This window comes from Klebsiella sp. BIGb0132 (assembly GCF_024810075.1).
In the GTDB taxonomy this organism is placed as follows: Bacteria; Pseudomonadota; Gammaproteobacteria; order Enterobacterales; family Enterobacteriaceae; genus Klebsiella; species Klebsiella terrigena.
The window spans coordinates 110,827-125,364 of record NZ_JANUDW010000007.1; the positions used below are offsets into that span (position 1 = coordinate 110,827).

A 14,538-nucleotide genomic window follows, 5' to 3' on the forward strand; every position below is an offset into this window, starting at 1 on the left:
AAGATGCCGTTTAAGTGAAGTTTATAAGCCTATAAAAATCCAGTATCGCGGGCTTTATTTTTGCCATTTTCACACAACAAACAGAGCGGTAAGGCCGGCGCTAAACGCAGCCGTTTTAATCACTTCGGTAATTCCGAGTCATGCAGGGCCATACGGTGAGAACAGTCTAAGATGATGTTTTTAAAAGAACCATAGCACAGTCCCTTAACGGACTGAGGAAAGCTGAGAGGTGCATAAAATTTAGCGTTTGTTTTTACAGCCGGATTTAATCTATTCGACGCAGAATACAACCGGAAAGTAATACATAAGTATTACACCGGTACATTAACGCGGCGCCGTAACGCCGCCGCCGAATTGCGGAAAAAGAAAAATAAAATAGAGTCGTCTTCCGCTATTTCCGCTTATTCCAGATGTTTACGCTTAAACTGGCCGGCGTCGATATCATATTGCTTCATTTTTCGCCACAGCGTGGTGCGCCCGATATTCAGCAGCTGTGACATCTCCTGGATGCGGCCGCTGGTTACCCTCGCGGCGTGGATAATCGCCTCTTTTTCAATGGCGCTAAACGTCAGGCTGGCGGGGAGCAGCGAGGAGGAGGTATCGCTGCCGGTACGCTCGGTGAACAGGTACTCCGGCAGGTTGCTCAGGCGCACGTGCCCGTTATCGCTGCTGATCGCGACGTTTTCAATAATGCTGTTCAGTTCAAAATCATTCCCGGGCCACGAGTAGTTCACCAGCTGCGCCAGGGCGTCGTCGTCCACCTTCAGGCGCGACGAGAAGCGCTTTTCCAGGCTCCGCAGGCGGTTATGCACCAGCGAGGTGATGCTGTTGCGCCGCGCTCGCAGCGGGGGAATAACGATCTCAAACGAGTGCAGCGCGTAGTACAGCTGGCGGCTAAAGCGGTTCTGCTCCACCAGGTTGGCGAGGTCGACGGTGGTGGTGGCGATCACCTTGACGTCCACCGGGATCAGGCGGCGGGCGTCGAGGCGGGTTAGTACGCCCTGCTTAATGACCTGCAGCAGCGCCGACTGCAGCTCCGGCGCCAGGTACTCGATTTTTTCCAGAAACAGGGTGCCGCCGTTGGCCAGCTCCAGCCGGCTCAGGCGGCCGTTTTCGTCGTCGGTCGGCGCGCTGCCCATAAAGTCCTGCCCGAGCGCGCCGTCGGCGTACAGCTGGCAGTTCACCGCAATATAGGGCCCGCCCGCCCGCTCGCTTTCATTATGAATCGCCTGGCCAAGCAGCTCCTTGCCGACGCCCTCCTCCCCGCACAGCAGCACCGGAAAGGCGCCCCTAGCCGCCTGGCGACCAAAATGAATCAGGCGCCGGGTCTCCGGATCGTCCGCCGACATCTGCTCGAAGGTGTGGCTCACCTTGCCCAACTGGCTGGTCATCAGCTGGCGCATCTGCTCCACCGGGTGCAGCAGCAGAATAAAGCTGTTGCCCTGCTCTTCGACAATCGGCTTCAGCGTGATCACCGCATCGACAAACTGGTGCTGGCTTTCGAAGGTCACCTCCGCATGATTCAGCCCGCGCGCGTGCTTAATCGCCCGACGCAGCAGCGCCGGCAGCGTCACCAGCTCATTGATATTGCGCCCCTGGCTGGCCTGCACGTCGAGATGCAGCAGCGTCGCGGCCCGCGCGTTGAGAAACTGCAGTACCCCCTGCTCGTTCCACGCCATCACCCCGTCATCCATGCTTTCCAGCAGGCCGTACATCTGATTCAGATGGCGGTTGGACTCCGCCAGCAGGCTGTCGGTGAGCAGGGAGTTGCCCACCTCGCGGGCGATGGCGAGGGTCAGCGAGAGGTCCGACGTTGCCTGCTGCTCCGTGAGGCAGCACAGCGAGATCGAGCCAAACAGCCGGCCGTGGTTATCAAATACCGGCGTCGAGCTGAACGACCACGGGCGCAGCGCCTGCTTGAAGTGGCTGTCGCCGGCGGTTTTCACCGGCTGCCCGAGCATCGAGGCCAGGGAGAGCGCACAGCTGCCGATAATGCTTTCCGCGCAGTAGCTGCCGTCGCGAAAGCCCAACCCGGCAAGCTGGTCAAGGGTCTGCGGATCGCCGCAGCGGCTGAGAATACAGGCGGACTCATCGAGGATAAACAGCCCGCAGGGACGGCTATCCATAAACTCCCAGGCGTCCTCGAGCGCCGCCTGACCAATCGTCAGCAGCGCGGTTTTGCGCCGACAGATCGATTCAAACGTCAGCCCCTGCGCCTGGTGCGGCGCCTGCCAGGTCTCACGCTGCATAAACTTGCTGCAGCGATGCCATGACTGGGTTATCACCGAAGAAAAGCTCTGAGTCTGCGCAGTCATATCCGTTTCCGCTGTGTTAAAAACGACCGTATTAAAAACGACAACCCCTCCGGCAGACGCTGCCGAAGGGGAGAAAAGGCCTCTTTACTCTCCAGAGAAGAGACTTACCGCCATGCTATCACCGCGCCAGCCACTGCTGCCCCAGCAGGTCGGCGGTGAGGATCGCGGCGTAGACGCTGCTGGCGGTCACCGGGAACGGCATATTGTGGATGGTTTCGCCCGGCGCGCAGGTTGCCTGCGCCACGGCTTCAATTTTCCCTTCAATGCCCTCCTTGACGCCCATTTGCGCAAGGGTCACCGGCAGGCCCACCTTCTGGCAGAAGTTCAGCACCGTTTCGATCTCTTCCAGCGGGCTGTTTTGCAGCACCAGCTGGGTCAGGGTACCAAACGCCACTTTTTCGCCGTGGTACAGATGGTGGCACTCTTCCAGAATGGTAAAGCCGTTATGGATAGCATGAGCCCCGGCAAGGCCGCTGCTTTCAAAGCCGATACCGCTGAGGTAGGTATTGGCCTCCACGATGCGCTCCAGGGCATCGGTCACGACCCCCGCCTGGGCGGCGAGGCGCGCCTTTTCGCCCTCGGCCAGCAGCGTATCATAGCACAGGCGTGCCAGGCTTAAGGCCGCCGCCGTGGACTGGCCGCCCGCCATGCTGGTTGCTCTGGCGTCAAAACAGGCCTTCGCTTCAAACCAGGTCGAGAGCGCGTCGCCCATCCCGGCTACCAGCAGGCGCACCGGCGCTTTGGCGATAATCGCCGTATCCATTACCACCATATCCGGGTTTTTCGGATAGATCAGATACTCTTCAAACTCGCCCGCTTCGCTGTAGATAACCGACAGCGCGCTGGTTGGCGCATCGGTAGAGGCGATGGTGGGGATAACCACCACCGGCAGCTTCTGGTAAAAGCCGATGGCTTTCGCCGTATCAAGCGTCTTGCCGCCGCCAATCCCCACCACGCCGCGGCAGCCGTGCTGCTGCAGAATCGCGCTCAGGCGGTTAATTTCCGCATGGCTGCATTCACCGTTAAAGCGCGCGGCGTGGCAGCTGATGTTGTGGCTGTGCAGGCCGTTCAGCACCTTATCTCCCGCCAGCTTCATGACGAAGTCGTCGGCAATCACGAAAAAGCTGTCCGCGAGATTTTTGGCGTACTCGCCGAACAGCGTGGATGCATCAGGTCCCTGGAGATATTTGGCTGGAGATTGAATAACTTTTAGCATTCCTTTCATCCTCAAATAAGTGCATGTTTTTACATGATGAGCTCTGGCGCCGCTGCGTTCTGCCTTCTGGTAATGAGGGGAACGGGAGCGCTGCCGGAGCGATGCAATCACTGTAGGGCGAGCGGAGAACAAAAAAATATTTCGCCTTTTTGTTCTGATATGGAACAGCAAAAATATTTTTGCGTTTCACATTGAAACATTAATCGCGGTGAAACGCCGGGATTGCGATCCCGATCCGCCCGTTCAGAGAAAATTTGCGCAGCAGGCAGCATAGCGCACCGGGAAATCGGCCCCTGGCGGCGAAAAAAAACTAAAAACCCGCTTCGCCATCGCCGCTTATCCGCCTCGCGGCGGTATGAAAAAAACCGCTCTGGGTCGCATTTTGCTTTTTTCTTCGCAATAAACGTTTCATTACGGAACATTTATCAGCAATCACGTTCCGGAATGAAACCCTCTTCGGGCAGATTTTATTTTTCGCTAACTCAGCCAGAATCACTACATCGCCGGACAGCGCCTATCGGCTGGCGAACCCCTACACGATGACCGCCTCCGCCAGCAGAGAGGCGGCATCGAACCACTGCGACGGAGCATAAAGATGAAAAAACTGATTAACCGTGTCGAAGATGTCCTGAGCGAACAGCTGGCGGGCCTGGCGAAGGCCCATCCCCAATTAACGCTGCATCAGGACCCGGTGTACGTCACCCGCGCCGATGCGCCGGTTGCCGGCAAGGTGGCGCTGCTCTCCGGCGGCGGCAGCGGACATGAGCCAATGCACTGCGGCTACATTGGCCAGGGCATGCTCTCCGGCGCCTGTCCCGGGGAGATCTTCACCTCGCCGACGCCGGATAAAATGTTCGAGTGCGCGATGAATATCGACGGCGGCGAAGGCGTGCTGCTGATTATCAAAAACTACACCGGCGATATTTTGAATTTCGAAACCGCCGCCGAGCTGCTGCATGAGAGCGGCGTCAAGGTCACCACCGTGGTCATCGACGATGACGTGGCGGTGAAGGACAGCCTCTATACCGCCGGCCGTCGGGGCGTGGCCAACACCGTGCTGATTGAAAAGCTGGTGGGTGCCGCCGCCGAACGCGGCGATTCGCTGGAAGCCTGCGCCGAGCTGGGCCGCAGGCTCAACAACCTCGGCCACTCCATCGGCGTCGCCCTCGCGGCCTGCACCGTGCCGGCCGCCGGACAGCCCTCTTTTGAGCTCCAGGATAATGAAATGGAGTTCGGCGTCGGCATCCACGGCGAGCCGGGGATTGACCGCCGCGCCTTCAGCTCGCTCGACCAGACCGTGGACGAAATGTTCGCCACCCTGCTGGAGAACGGCACCTACAGCCGCACCCTGCGCCAGTGGGATCCGGCCAAAGGCAGCTGGCAGGACGTCCAGCAGGGGAAAAAAGCGCTACAGAGCGGCGACCGCGTCATCGCGCTGGTCAACAACCTCGGCGCCACGCCGCTGTCGGAGCTGTACGGCGTCTACAACCGCCTCGCCGAACGCTGCGAGGAGAGCGGGATCGCTATCGCCCGCAGCCTTATCGGCAGCTACTGCACATCTCTGGATATGGTGGGCTTTTCCATCACCCTGCTGAAGGCCGACGACGAGACGCTGGCCCTGTGGGATGCCCCCGTCCATACCCCGGCGCTGAACTGGGGCCATTAAGGAGCACAACATGTCACTGAACAGAACGCAGATCGTTAACTGGCTCTATCGCTGCGGCGAGATCTTTACCAAAGAGCGGGATTTTCTTACCGGGCTGGATAAAGAGATCGGCGACGCTGACCACGGCCTGAACATGCATCGCGGCTTCAGCAAGGTGGTGGAAAAGCTACCTTCTATTGCCGATAAGGACATCGGTTTTATCCTTAAAAATACCGGGATGACGCTGCTTTCCAACGTCGGCGGCGCCAGCGGCCCGCTGTTCGGCACCTTCTTTATCCGCGCGGCGCAGGTAACCCAGGCGCACCAGAGCCTCAGCCTCGACGAGCTGTACCAGATGATGCGCGAAGGCGCGGACGGCGTGGTCAACCGCGGCAAGGCGGAGCCGGGGGATAAAACGATGTGCGACGTCTGGCTACCGGTCGTTGAATCATTGCGCCATTCCAGCGAGCAGCATCTGCCGATGCAGGCCGCGCTGGACGCCGCCTGCAAGCAGGCGGAGATCGCCACCCGCTCCACCATCACCATGCAGGCCCGCAAAGGCCGCGCCAGCTACCTCGGCGAGCGCAGTATCGGGCATCAGGATCCGGGCGCAACCTCGGTGATGTTTATGATTCAGGAGCTGGCTGCCGCAGCCAAAGAGTAAGGAAAAAGCGATGGTAAACCTGGTGATTGTGTCTCATAGCGCCCGGCTGGGCGAAGGCGTCGGAGAGCTGGCCCGGCAGATGTTAATCGGCGACGGCTGCCGGCTGGCGATCGCCGCCGGGATTGACGATCCCGAGAGCCCGATAGGCACCGATCCCATTAAGGTGATGGAGGCCATTGAATCCGTGGCCGACGCCGATCACGTGCTGGTGATGATGGATATCGGCAGCGCCCTGCTGAGCGCCGAGACGGCGCTGGATCTTCTCGATCCGGCTATCGCCGCGAAGGTTCGCCTCTGCGCGGCCCCGCTGGTCGAAGGTACGCTGGCGGCAACGGTCAGCGCGGCAACCGGATCAACGATCGACAAGGTTATCGAGGACGCCATGAACGCGCTGGAGGCTAAGCGCGTTCAGCTGGGGTTACCGTCGCCCGCCCAGGCCGCCCCTGAGGCGATCCCCTTTGCCGGAGATGACGACGCGCGGTCGGTTTCGGTGGTGATTAGCAACCACAACGGCCTGCACGTTCGCCCGGCCTCGCGCCTGGTGGCAGCGCTGGCCGGCTTCAACGCCGATCTGCTGCTGGAGAAAGGCGGCAAGTGCGTGGCGCCGGACAGCATCAATAAAATCGCGCTGCTGCAGGTGCGCCGCGACGACAGGCTTCGGCTGCTGGCCCGCGGGCCGGATGCCGAGGCGGCGCTGGCCGCATTCCAGGCGCTGGCGGCGGAGAACTTTGGCGAGCAGCCGGGCGCGGCCCCGGCGGCGGCCGTTCCCTCCACCGCGCGCGTCCAGGGGAAGGCGCTGCTCTATCCCCTGCCGCATGCCGAGCCGCGGCGGCGAAACAGCGCCAATAGCGCCAAAGAGCAGCGGCGCCTGAAGCAGGCCATTGAGCAGACGCTGGCGGATCTCAACGCCCTGACCCGCCTGGCGGAGGAGCGCTACTCCGCCGATATCGCGGCCATTTTCTCCGGCCACCATACCCTGCTCGACGACCCGGATCTCTATGACGCCGCCTGCGCCATCCTGAGCAAGGAGCAGTGCTGCGCCGAGTGGGCGTGGTACCAGGTGCTGGTCGATCTCAGCCAGCAGTATCGCCAGCTGAGCGATACCTATCTGCAGGCGCGCTATATTGATATCGAAGATCTGCTCCACCGCACGCTGCGCCATCTTCAGGGCCGCAGCGAGGTGCCGCTGGCGGTGAATGAACCGGTGATCGTTATCGCCGATGATATCTTCCCCTCTACCGTGGTGCAGCTCGATCCCCGCCAGGTAAAAGGGATCTGTCTGCAGGAAGGCAGCGATGTTTCCCACGGCGCGATCATCGCGCGCCAGGCCGGGATCGCCTGTCTGTGCCAGCAGGGTGAGACGCTGAAAACGCTGCGCAGCGGCGATGCCATCACCCTTGATGTCGCCGAAAGGCGCATTATCCGCGGGTAGCCCGCGCTGTCGGCCCCATTGACCTCACGCCGGAGGCGCTGCCTCCGGGGATTTTGTTTTCGCTCAACCTCCAGGAACCGTTATGTCTCAATTCTTTTTTAATCAGCGCACCAGCCTCGTCAGCGACGTTATTGAAGGGGCGATTATCGCCAGCCCGTGGAATAACCTGGCGCGGCTGGAGAGCGATCCGGCGATCCGCGTGGTCGTGCGCAGCGATCTGAATAAGAGCAACGTCGCGGTGATCTCCGGCGGCGGCTCCGGCCACGAGCCGGCCCACGTGGGCTTTATTGGTAAAGGCATGCTCACCGCCGCCGTCTGCGGCGATATTTTTGCCTCACCGAGCGTCGATGCGGTACTGACGGCGATCCAGGCCGTCACCGGCGAAGCGGGCTGCCTGCTGATCGTTAAGAACTACACCGGCGATCGCCTGAACTTTGGCCTTGCGGCGGAGAAAGCGCGTCGCCTGGGCTATAGCGTCGAGATGCTGATCGTCGGCGATGATATTTCGCTGCCGGATAACAAGCATCCGCGCGGCATTGCCGGGACCATCCTGGTGCATAAAGTGGCGGGCTACTTCGCCGAGCGCGGCTACAACCTGGCGACCGTGCTGCGTGAAGCGCAGTACGCGGCGAACAACACCCGCAGCCTCGGCCTCGCGCTCTCCAGCTGCCACCTGCCGCAGGATGCCGAGACGGCCCCGCGCCACCATCCCGAACAGGCGGAGCTGGGGATGGGCATTCACGGCGAGCCCGGCGCTTCGGTTATCGCCACCCAGAACAGCGCGCAGATTATGCAGCTGATGGTGGAGAAGCTGACCGCGGCCCTGCCGGAAACCGGCCGCCTGGCGGTGATGCTCAATAATCTCGGCGGCGTATCGGTCGCGGAAATGGCGATCCTCACCCGCGAGCTGGCGAACACTCCGCTCCATCAGCGTATTGACTGGCTGATTGGCCCGGCGTCTCTGGTCACCGCCCTGGATATGAAAGGCTTCTCGATCACCGCGATCGTGCTGGAAGAGAGCATTGAGAAAGCGCTGCTCTCCGAGGTGGAAACCGCCAGCTGGCAGAAACCGGTACAGCCGCGCGCCGTCGGGGTCATGCCCTGCTCGCTGCGCAGCAGTCGCGTGGAGTTCCAGCCTTCAGACCATAGCGTCGTGGCGGGCTACGTCGGAACGGTGACCGCAACGCTGTCCGACCTTGAGGCCCACCTCAACGCGCTGGATGCCAAAGTCGGCGACGGCGACACCGGGTCGACCTTCGCCGCGGGCGCGCGCGACGTGGCCGAGCTGCTGCGTCGCCAGCAGCTGCCGCTCGCCAACCTCGCCACCCTGTTTGCGCTGATCGGCGAACGCCTGACCGTGGTGATGGGCGGCTCCAGCGGCGTACTGATGTCTATTTTCTTTACCGCCGCCGGGCAGAAGCTGGAACAGGGCGCCGGCGTCGCCGAAGCGCTCAACGCCGGCCTTGCGCAGATGAAGTTTTACGGCGGGGCGGACGAAGGCGATCGCACCATGATTGACGCACTGCAGCCGGCGCTGGCCTCGCTACTGGCCGCGCCTGACAATCTGCAGGCGGCGTTTGCTGCGGCCGAGGCCGGTGCGGAAAGCACCCTCCACGCCAGCAAAGCCAACGCCGGGCGCGCGTCGTATCTCAACAGCGACAGCCTGCTGGGCAATATGGACCCGGGCGCTCACGCGGTGGCGATGGTGTTTAAGGCGCTGGCGGAGAAATAGAGGTAGTCAGATATTCCCGCAGGCGTCGCGGTGCCTGCGGGAATGCAGAGAATGCAGAGAATGCAGAGAATGCAGAGAATGCAGAGAATGCAGAGAATGCAGAGAGTTTTGCTCAGGTAGCCCGGGCAGAGCAATCGCCGCAGCCCGGGACTTCGCTACATTGACTACTTACTGTGCCAGTAGGCCTGGGAGCGCACCAGCTGCGGGTCAATCTCATCCCCTTTAAAGCGCTCAAGCAGCGATTTCACCACCGCGCCTTCGCCGGTCACCCAGATAAAGTAATCCTCCGCCGGGACGCGCACCTGCGCCAGACGCTCGGCCACCGCGGCGGGGTTATGGCCCACCACCCACTCAATATTGAAGCCGTCAAACTCCGCCAGATAGTCTTTATAAGCCGCATCGCCGATGGTAACGATCGCCGTTACCTGCGGCACAACCGGCAGCTGGCTTAATGCCCGCAGGCGACGAAGCAACGCAGGCATGCCGGACTCATCGCCCACGTACAGCTGCCAGGCATAATCTTCCGGCACCACCAGCGAACCGCGCGGCCCGCCAATGACCAGCTTATCGCCGACGCCTGCCGCCAGCGCCCAGCGGCTGGCGATACCGCCGTCATGAATAAAGAAATCATAGGCCAGCTCGTGGCGTTTGGCATCGTACAGCGGCGTATAGTCGCGGCTCGCCGGGCGCACGCCCTCGCCCCAGTGAATGCCTTCATCCGTCACCTGCGGCGGCGTAAAGGTCGCGCCCTCCTGCGGGAAAAAGAGCTTGGTGTGGTCATCAAAACCCTGCGAAACGAAACCATCCAGCGCGTCGCCCCCCAGTACGATGCGCTGGAAGCCAGCGCTCACGCGCTCCACGCGCAGCACGGTGAGCTCGCGGAAACGGAGTTCGTTTTGTACGCGCTGCGGGTACTGCGTTTTTTTCATTGTTGTCATCATCGGCGGCCTTCGTGAAATTAAATAGATATATCTAAACTTGCTGCAAATGATAATGATTGCCATTAAAAAAGAATGCAAGAGTTTTTTTGATATAGTCAGACTAAAAGACATAAAAATCCAAAAAATAGAATAAATACATTAACTATCAATAAATTAAAAAATATAAAATAATTATCATTGCCACAGCAAGACATTTAGATATAAATTAGATATATCAAAATAAACAGGAGATAACGATGCGAAATCATCATGATGAGGACCACGACTCGCGCGAGCCCCACGCTGAACGCGGCGGGCGCAGAGGCGGCGGGCGGCGCCAGCGCTTCTTCGGCCACGGCGAGCTGCGGCTGGTGATCCTCGATATCCTCAGCCGCAGCGCCAGCCACGGCTACGAGCTGATCAAAGAGATAGAGGGCCTGACCCAGGGCAACTACAGCCCGAGCCCCGGCGTTATCTACCCCACCCTCGACCTGCTGCAGGATCAGGGGCTGATCGGCGTTGCAGAGGAAAACGGGCGTAAAAAAATCTCGATTAGCGAAGAGGGTCGCCGCCTGCACGCGGAAAACCAGCAGTCCCTGGCCGACATTCGGGAGCGTCTTCAGGCGCGGATGGTCGGCTGCGAGCTGCGTAAAAATCCGCAGATGAAGCGGGCGCTGGAAAATTTTAAAGCCGTGCTGGATTTAAAAGTGAATCAGCAGGCCATCAGCGAAGCGCAGCTAAAGCAGATTATTGCCGTCATCGACCGCGCGGCTATGGAGATCTCCCAGCTCGATTAGGCCGCCGCCGCCCGCCAGCCGGCCCTTTTCTGCCCCAGCGTTGGGCAAAGCGCACCGCGGCGAAGCACGCGGCGCTAAGCCCGCAGAGCGCATGCTGCGTGCGCTCAGGAGTAAAGCATGCCAATAATATCGCCATAAGATTAAATATTGCGCAATTGCGCTTTCACGCTGCGTTTATCCCGATTTTCAGCTGCTGCACCGAAGTGGCGTAATCCCTGCAATACTTAACTCAGTATCATGTGATACGCCCATCCCAGGAGCCCACTTTGAACAGGTTACCTTCCAGCGCATCGGCTCTGGCCTGCAGCGCACACGCACTGAATCTCATTGAGAAGCAAACGCTCGATCATGAGGAGATGAAAGCACTTAACCAGGAGGTCAGAGAGTACTTTAAAGAGCACGTGAATCCGGGGTTTTTAGCGTATCGAAAATCTGTTACCGCTGGCGGGGATTACGGAGCCGTAGAGTGGCAGGCGGGAAGTTTGAATACGCTTGTCGACACTCAGGGACAGGAGTTTATTGATTGCCTGGGTGGCTTTGGAATTTTTAATGTAGGGCACCGTAATCCAGTCGTTGTTTCCGCCGTAGAGCACCAGCTCGCTAAGCAACCTCTTCATAGTCAGGAACTGCTCGATCCGCTGCGGGCCATGCTGGCCAAAACGCTGGCGGCCCTGACGCCGGGCAAGCTGAAGTACAGCTTCTTTTCCAATAGCGGCACCGAGTCGGTCGAAGCGGCGCTGAAGCTCGCTAAAGCCTACCAGTCCCCGCGCGGCAAATTTACCTTTGTGGCCACCAGCGGCGCTTTCCACGGCAAATCGCTGGGCGCGCTCTCCGCTACCGCCAAATCGACGTTCCGTAAGCCGTTTATGCCGCTGCTGCCGGGATTCCGTCACGTGCCGTTTGGCGACATCAACGCCATGCGCACGCTGCTCAGCGAGTGTAAGAAAACCGGCGATGACGTCGCGGCGGTGATCCTTGAGCCAATTCAGGGCGAAGGCGGAGTGATTCTGCCGCCGCCGGGCTATCTCCCCGCGGTTCGTAAGCTGTGCGACGAGTTTGGCGCGCTGCTGATCTTCGACGAAGTGCAGACCGGCATGGGCCGCACCGGCAAAATGTTTGCCTGCGAGCATGAAAACGTTCATCCGGATATTCTGTGCCTTGCCAAGGCGCTCGGCGGCGGCGTGATGCCGATTGGCGCGACGGTTGCTACCGAAGAGGTGTTCTCGGTGCTGTTCGACAATCCGTTCCTGCACACTACCACCTTCGGCGGTAACCCGCTGGCCTGCGCCGCGGCGCTGGCGACGATCAACGTTCTGCTGACGGAGAATCTGCCGGCGCAGGCCGAGCAGAAAGGCGACCTGCTGCTGGACGGCTTCCGCCTGCTGGCTCGCGAGTATCCGGAGCTGGTGAACGAAGTCCGTGGTAAAGGGATGCTGATGGCCATTGAGTTCGTGGATAACGAAATCGGCTATGACTTTGCCAGCCTGATGTTCCGCCAGCGGGTGCTGGTGGCCGGCACCCTGAACAACGCGAGGACGATCCGCATCGAACCGCCGCTGACGCTGACCCTTGAGCAGTGTGAGCTGGTGCTGAAGGCGGCGCGGAACGCGCTGGCCGAGCTGCGGGTGTCGGTGGAAGAAGCCTGACGATAGCCAACAAAAAGCCCGGTGGAAGCGATATTCACCGGGCTTTTTTACGCCTGCCGGTCAGCTTTCCAGTGTTGCCGTCAGCCGAAATGTTGACGCTATGGGTAAACTATTTTCATCCGTTAACCATAAGCAGTCTGGGTTTGACATCAACAATTCTATTCGCAGAAGCTATTTATCGTACTTATCAAATCGTCCGAATAAAATTGGATGGACAATGATTAATAAGACGACAGAAACTACCGTCAATACAAACCAATAGTCAGGGACTAAATACATAAAAAGGATTCCGCTTGCAAAGAACCAGGCCACAAAAAGTATTTCCGTAAAGAGTATTGACAGCAGACTATTAAACATAGCAGGGGCTCTTCAGGCAATCATAAAATTGATCGCAGTCTTTAAACAGGCTGAATTTAACATAAGGATTTTTTGTATGAGTTATTTATCGTACTTATCAAATCGTCCCGTAAAATTTGGCAATATAATAATTAGCGCTATCATGGAAACGGCGGTTAACGCCAGCCAATACGCTGGGAAGAACTCAAGGTAAAAAAAACCAAACCCGATAAGGCAAACCAGAAGAAGTCCTTCATTAAAAATAAGTGACAGGAGAGTCTTAAACATGACACTTACTCTTTATAGTATTATCATTTAAATAACTGATGGCCTTTATAAAGCATCTCTGCCATCAGTACAGTTAATGCCAAACATACGCTGATAAAATAAACAACTCAAATAAAAAACAAAATATTTTTTATCAACCCCGTAAATATCAGTCGCTGAATGCTAATTCATATTTTATACACCCAGGTCATTGTAGAATATATTAATGCGTTGAATATATCGCAAAATAAATTCACTCACGGTCCGGCTCGCCATTGAGATAAACAGTGCACACGGCACAAAAGAAAGTTCTAAGCACGCCCCTCCAGCCGGGACGTGGCCTGCGGTAATCCGTTCGCCGGATGTTTCCGCAGGCCAGTTTCCGATGCTATTCCGGCAGCAGGCCCACAAAGCTGCGCTTCTGCCGCGGCTGCGACATCATCTCATCCAGCTTCTCGACGCAGGCCAGGTAGTGCGGCGTTTTTTTATGCGCCAGCACCGCGTCCTCATCTTTATAGGCCTCATAGATAAAAAACCGCGTCTTCACCTCCGGGTCCTGCAGGACGTCGAAGCGCAGGTTGCCCGGCTCCTGCAGGGCCCCTTCATGGTTCGCGCGAAAGACGTCGAGAAACTCGTTAACCCGCTCCGGTTTGATATTAATTTCTACCAGCGTCACGTTCATTTCAGCTCCCCCTGCTTCTCCTCCAGCCAGAACTGATACGCCTCGCGGGCGCTCATATTCTCATGCACCACTTTCTTCACCGCCTTCAGCATCGCGCGCGGCGCGCTGGACTGGAAAATATTGCGCCCCATATCGACGCCGGACGCGCCCTGGTCAATCGCCCGCCAGCACATCTCCAGCGCCTCCTGCTCCGGCAGCTTTTTGCCGCCGGCGATCACTATCGGCACCGGGCAGCTGGCGGTCACTTTTTCAAAGCCCTCTTCAACAAAATAGGTTTTGACGAACTGCGCCCCCATCTCGGCGGCGATGCGGCTGGCCAGCGAGAAATAGCGCGCGTCGCGGGTCATCTCTTTACCGACCCCGGTAACCGCCAGCACCGGCATGCCGTAACGGTTCCCGGCATCCACCAGCTTAATAATATTGCCGATCGACTGATGCTCGTATTCGCTGCCGATATAGACCTGCGCCGCGACCGCGCAGACGTTGAGGCGCAGCGCGTCTTCCATCGTTACCGCCACGCACTCGTTGGAAAGCTCACTGAGGATCGAGTTGCCGCCGGAGGCGCGCAGCACCACCGGCTTGTTGGTGGCCGCCGGTACCGTGCTTCTTAGGATTCCGCGGGTGCACATCAGCACGTCGGTCTCAGCAAACAGCGGGGCGATGGAGAGATCGATCCGCTCAAGCCCGGTGGTCGGCCCCTGAAAATAGCCGTGGTCGAAGGCCAGCATCACCGTGCGGTTGCTCTGCGGGTTAAAGATGCGCGCCAGCCGGGACTGCATCCCCCACTCCAGCGATCCGCAGCCCTTCAGCCCGTAGAGCACGTTCTGCTGCGGTCGGTCCAGGCCAAAATCTTTCCCCTCTTTGATATCGTCTAAATCTGCCATTT

Annotated in this window: 11 protein-coding genes; 6 read left to right on the forward strand and 5 right to left on the reverse strand. The window is 58.9% G+C overall.

Features of this window, described 5'->3' with window-relative positions:
• Positions 1–401: 401 nt before the first annotated feature.
• Both dhaR and M2416_RS18780 read right to left on the reverse strand, forming a co-directional pair.
• The gene (gene dhaR / locus M2416_RS18775) at positions 402–2,315 is read right to left on the reverse strand and encodes a dihydroxyacetone kinase operon transcriptional regulator DhaR (protein WP_076946603.1); all 1,914 of its coding nucleotides are present in this window, start codon (positions 2,313–2,315) and stop codon (positions 402–404) included.
• Positions 2,316–2,433: 118 nt separating this feature from the next.
• The gene (locus M2416_RS18780) at positions 2,434–3,531 is read right to left on the reverse strand and encodes a glycerol dehydrogenase (protein WP_115191819.1); all 1,098 of its coding nucleotides are present in this window, start codon (positions 3,529–3,531) and stop codon (positions 2,434–2,436) included.
• Positions 3,532–4,126: 595 nt separating this feature from the next.
• Between M2416_RS18780 and dhaK the strand changes: the two genes are divergently transcribed.
• From dhaK to M2416_RS18800, 4 genes are all read left to right on the forward strand, one after another.
• Complete coding sequence (gene dhaK, locus M2416_RS18785; RefSeq protein WP_076946601.1) at positions 4,127–5,197, forward strand: dihydroxyacetone kinase subunit DhaK; 1,071 nt, start codon at positions 4,127–4,129, stop codon at positions 5,195–5,197.
• A 10-nt stretch (positions 5,198–5,207) separates the two neighbouring features.
• The gene (dhaL, locus tag M2416_RS18790) at positions 5,208–5,840 is read left to right on the forward strand and encodes a dihydroxyacetone kinase subunit DhaL (RefSeq protein ID WP_115191817.1); all 633 of its coding nucleotides are present in this window, start codon (positions 5,208–5,210) and stop codon (positions 5,838–5,840) included.
• 10 nt (positions 5,841–5,850) lie between these two features.
• Positions 5,851–7,272 carry a dihydroxyacetone kinase phosphoryl donor subunit DhaM gene (gene dhaM / locus M2416_RS18795; RefSeq protein ID WP_259226305.1) on the forward strand — a complete coding sequence of 474 codons (1,422 nt, stop codon included), beginning with the start codon at positions 5,851–5,853 and terminating at the stop codon, positions 7,270–7,272.
• 82 nt (positions 7,273–7,354) lie between these two features.
• The gene (locus M2416_RS18800; RefSeq protein ID WP_259226306.1) at positions 7,355–9,004 is read left to right on the forward strand and encodes a glycerone kinase; all 1,650 of its coding nucleotides are present in this window, start codon (positions 7,355–7,357) and stop codon (positions 9,002–9,004) included.
• Between the two features lie 164 nt (positions 9,005–9,168).
• Here the strand turns inward: M2416_RS18800 and M2416_RS18805 are convergent, their stop codons facing one another.
• On the reverse strand, positions 9,169–9,942 hold the full coding sequence (locus tag M2416_RS18805; protein ID WP_374761799.1) for a siderophore-interacting protein: 774 nt from the start codon (positions 9,940–9,942) through the stop codon (positions 9,169–9,171).
• A gap of 239 nt (positions 9,943–10,181) precedes the next feature.
• On the opposite strand from M2416_RS18805, the gene M2416_RS18810 reads away from it, so the two are divergent.
• Complete coding sequence (locus tag M2416_RS18810; RefSeq protein WP_259226308.1) at positions 10,182–10,721, forward strand: PadR family transcriptional regulator; 540 nt, start codon at positions 10,182–10,184, stop codon at positions 10,719–10,721.
• 266 nt (positions 10,722–10,987) lie between these two features.
• Positions 10,988–12,367 carry a putrescine aminotransferase gene (gene ygjG / locus M2416_RS18815; protein ID WP_045856750.1) on the forward strand — a complete coding sequence of 460 codons (1,380 nt, stop codon included), beginning with the start codon at positions 10,988–10,990 and terminating at the stop codon, positions 12,365–12,367.
• Positions 12,368–13,358: 991 nt separating this feature from the next.
• Here ygjG and lsrG read toward each other — a convergent pair.
• Positions 13,359–13,652: a (4S)-4-hydroxy-5-phosphonooxypentane-2,3-dione isomerase gene (gene lsrG, locus M2416_RS18820; RefSeq protein ID WP_041147327.1), complete on the reverse strand. Its 294-nt coding sequence runs from the start codon at positions 13,650–13,652 to the stop codon at positions 13,359–13,361.
• Entirely contained in the window at positions 13,649–14,536 is an 888-nt protein-coding gene (gene lsrF / locus M2416_RS18825) for a 3-hydroxy-5-phosphonooxypentane-2,4-dione thiolase (RefSeq protein ID WP_259226309.1), read from the reverse strand. The genes lsrG and lsrF overlap by 4 nt, the downstream gene beginning before the upstream one ends.
• Positions 14,537–14,538: the final 2 nt, after the last annotated feature.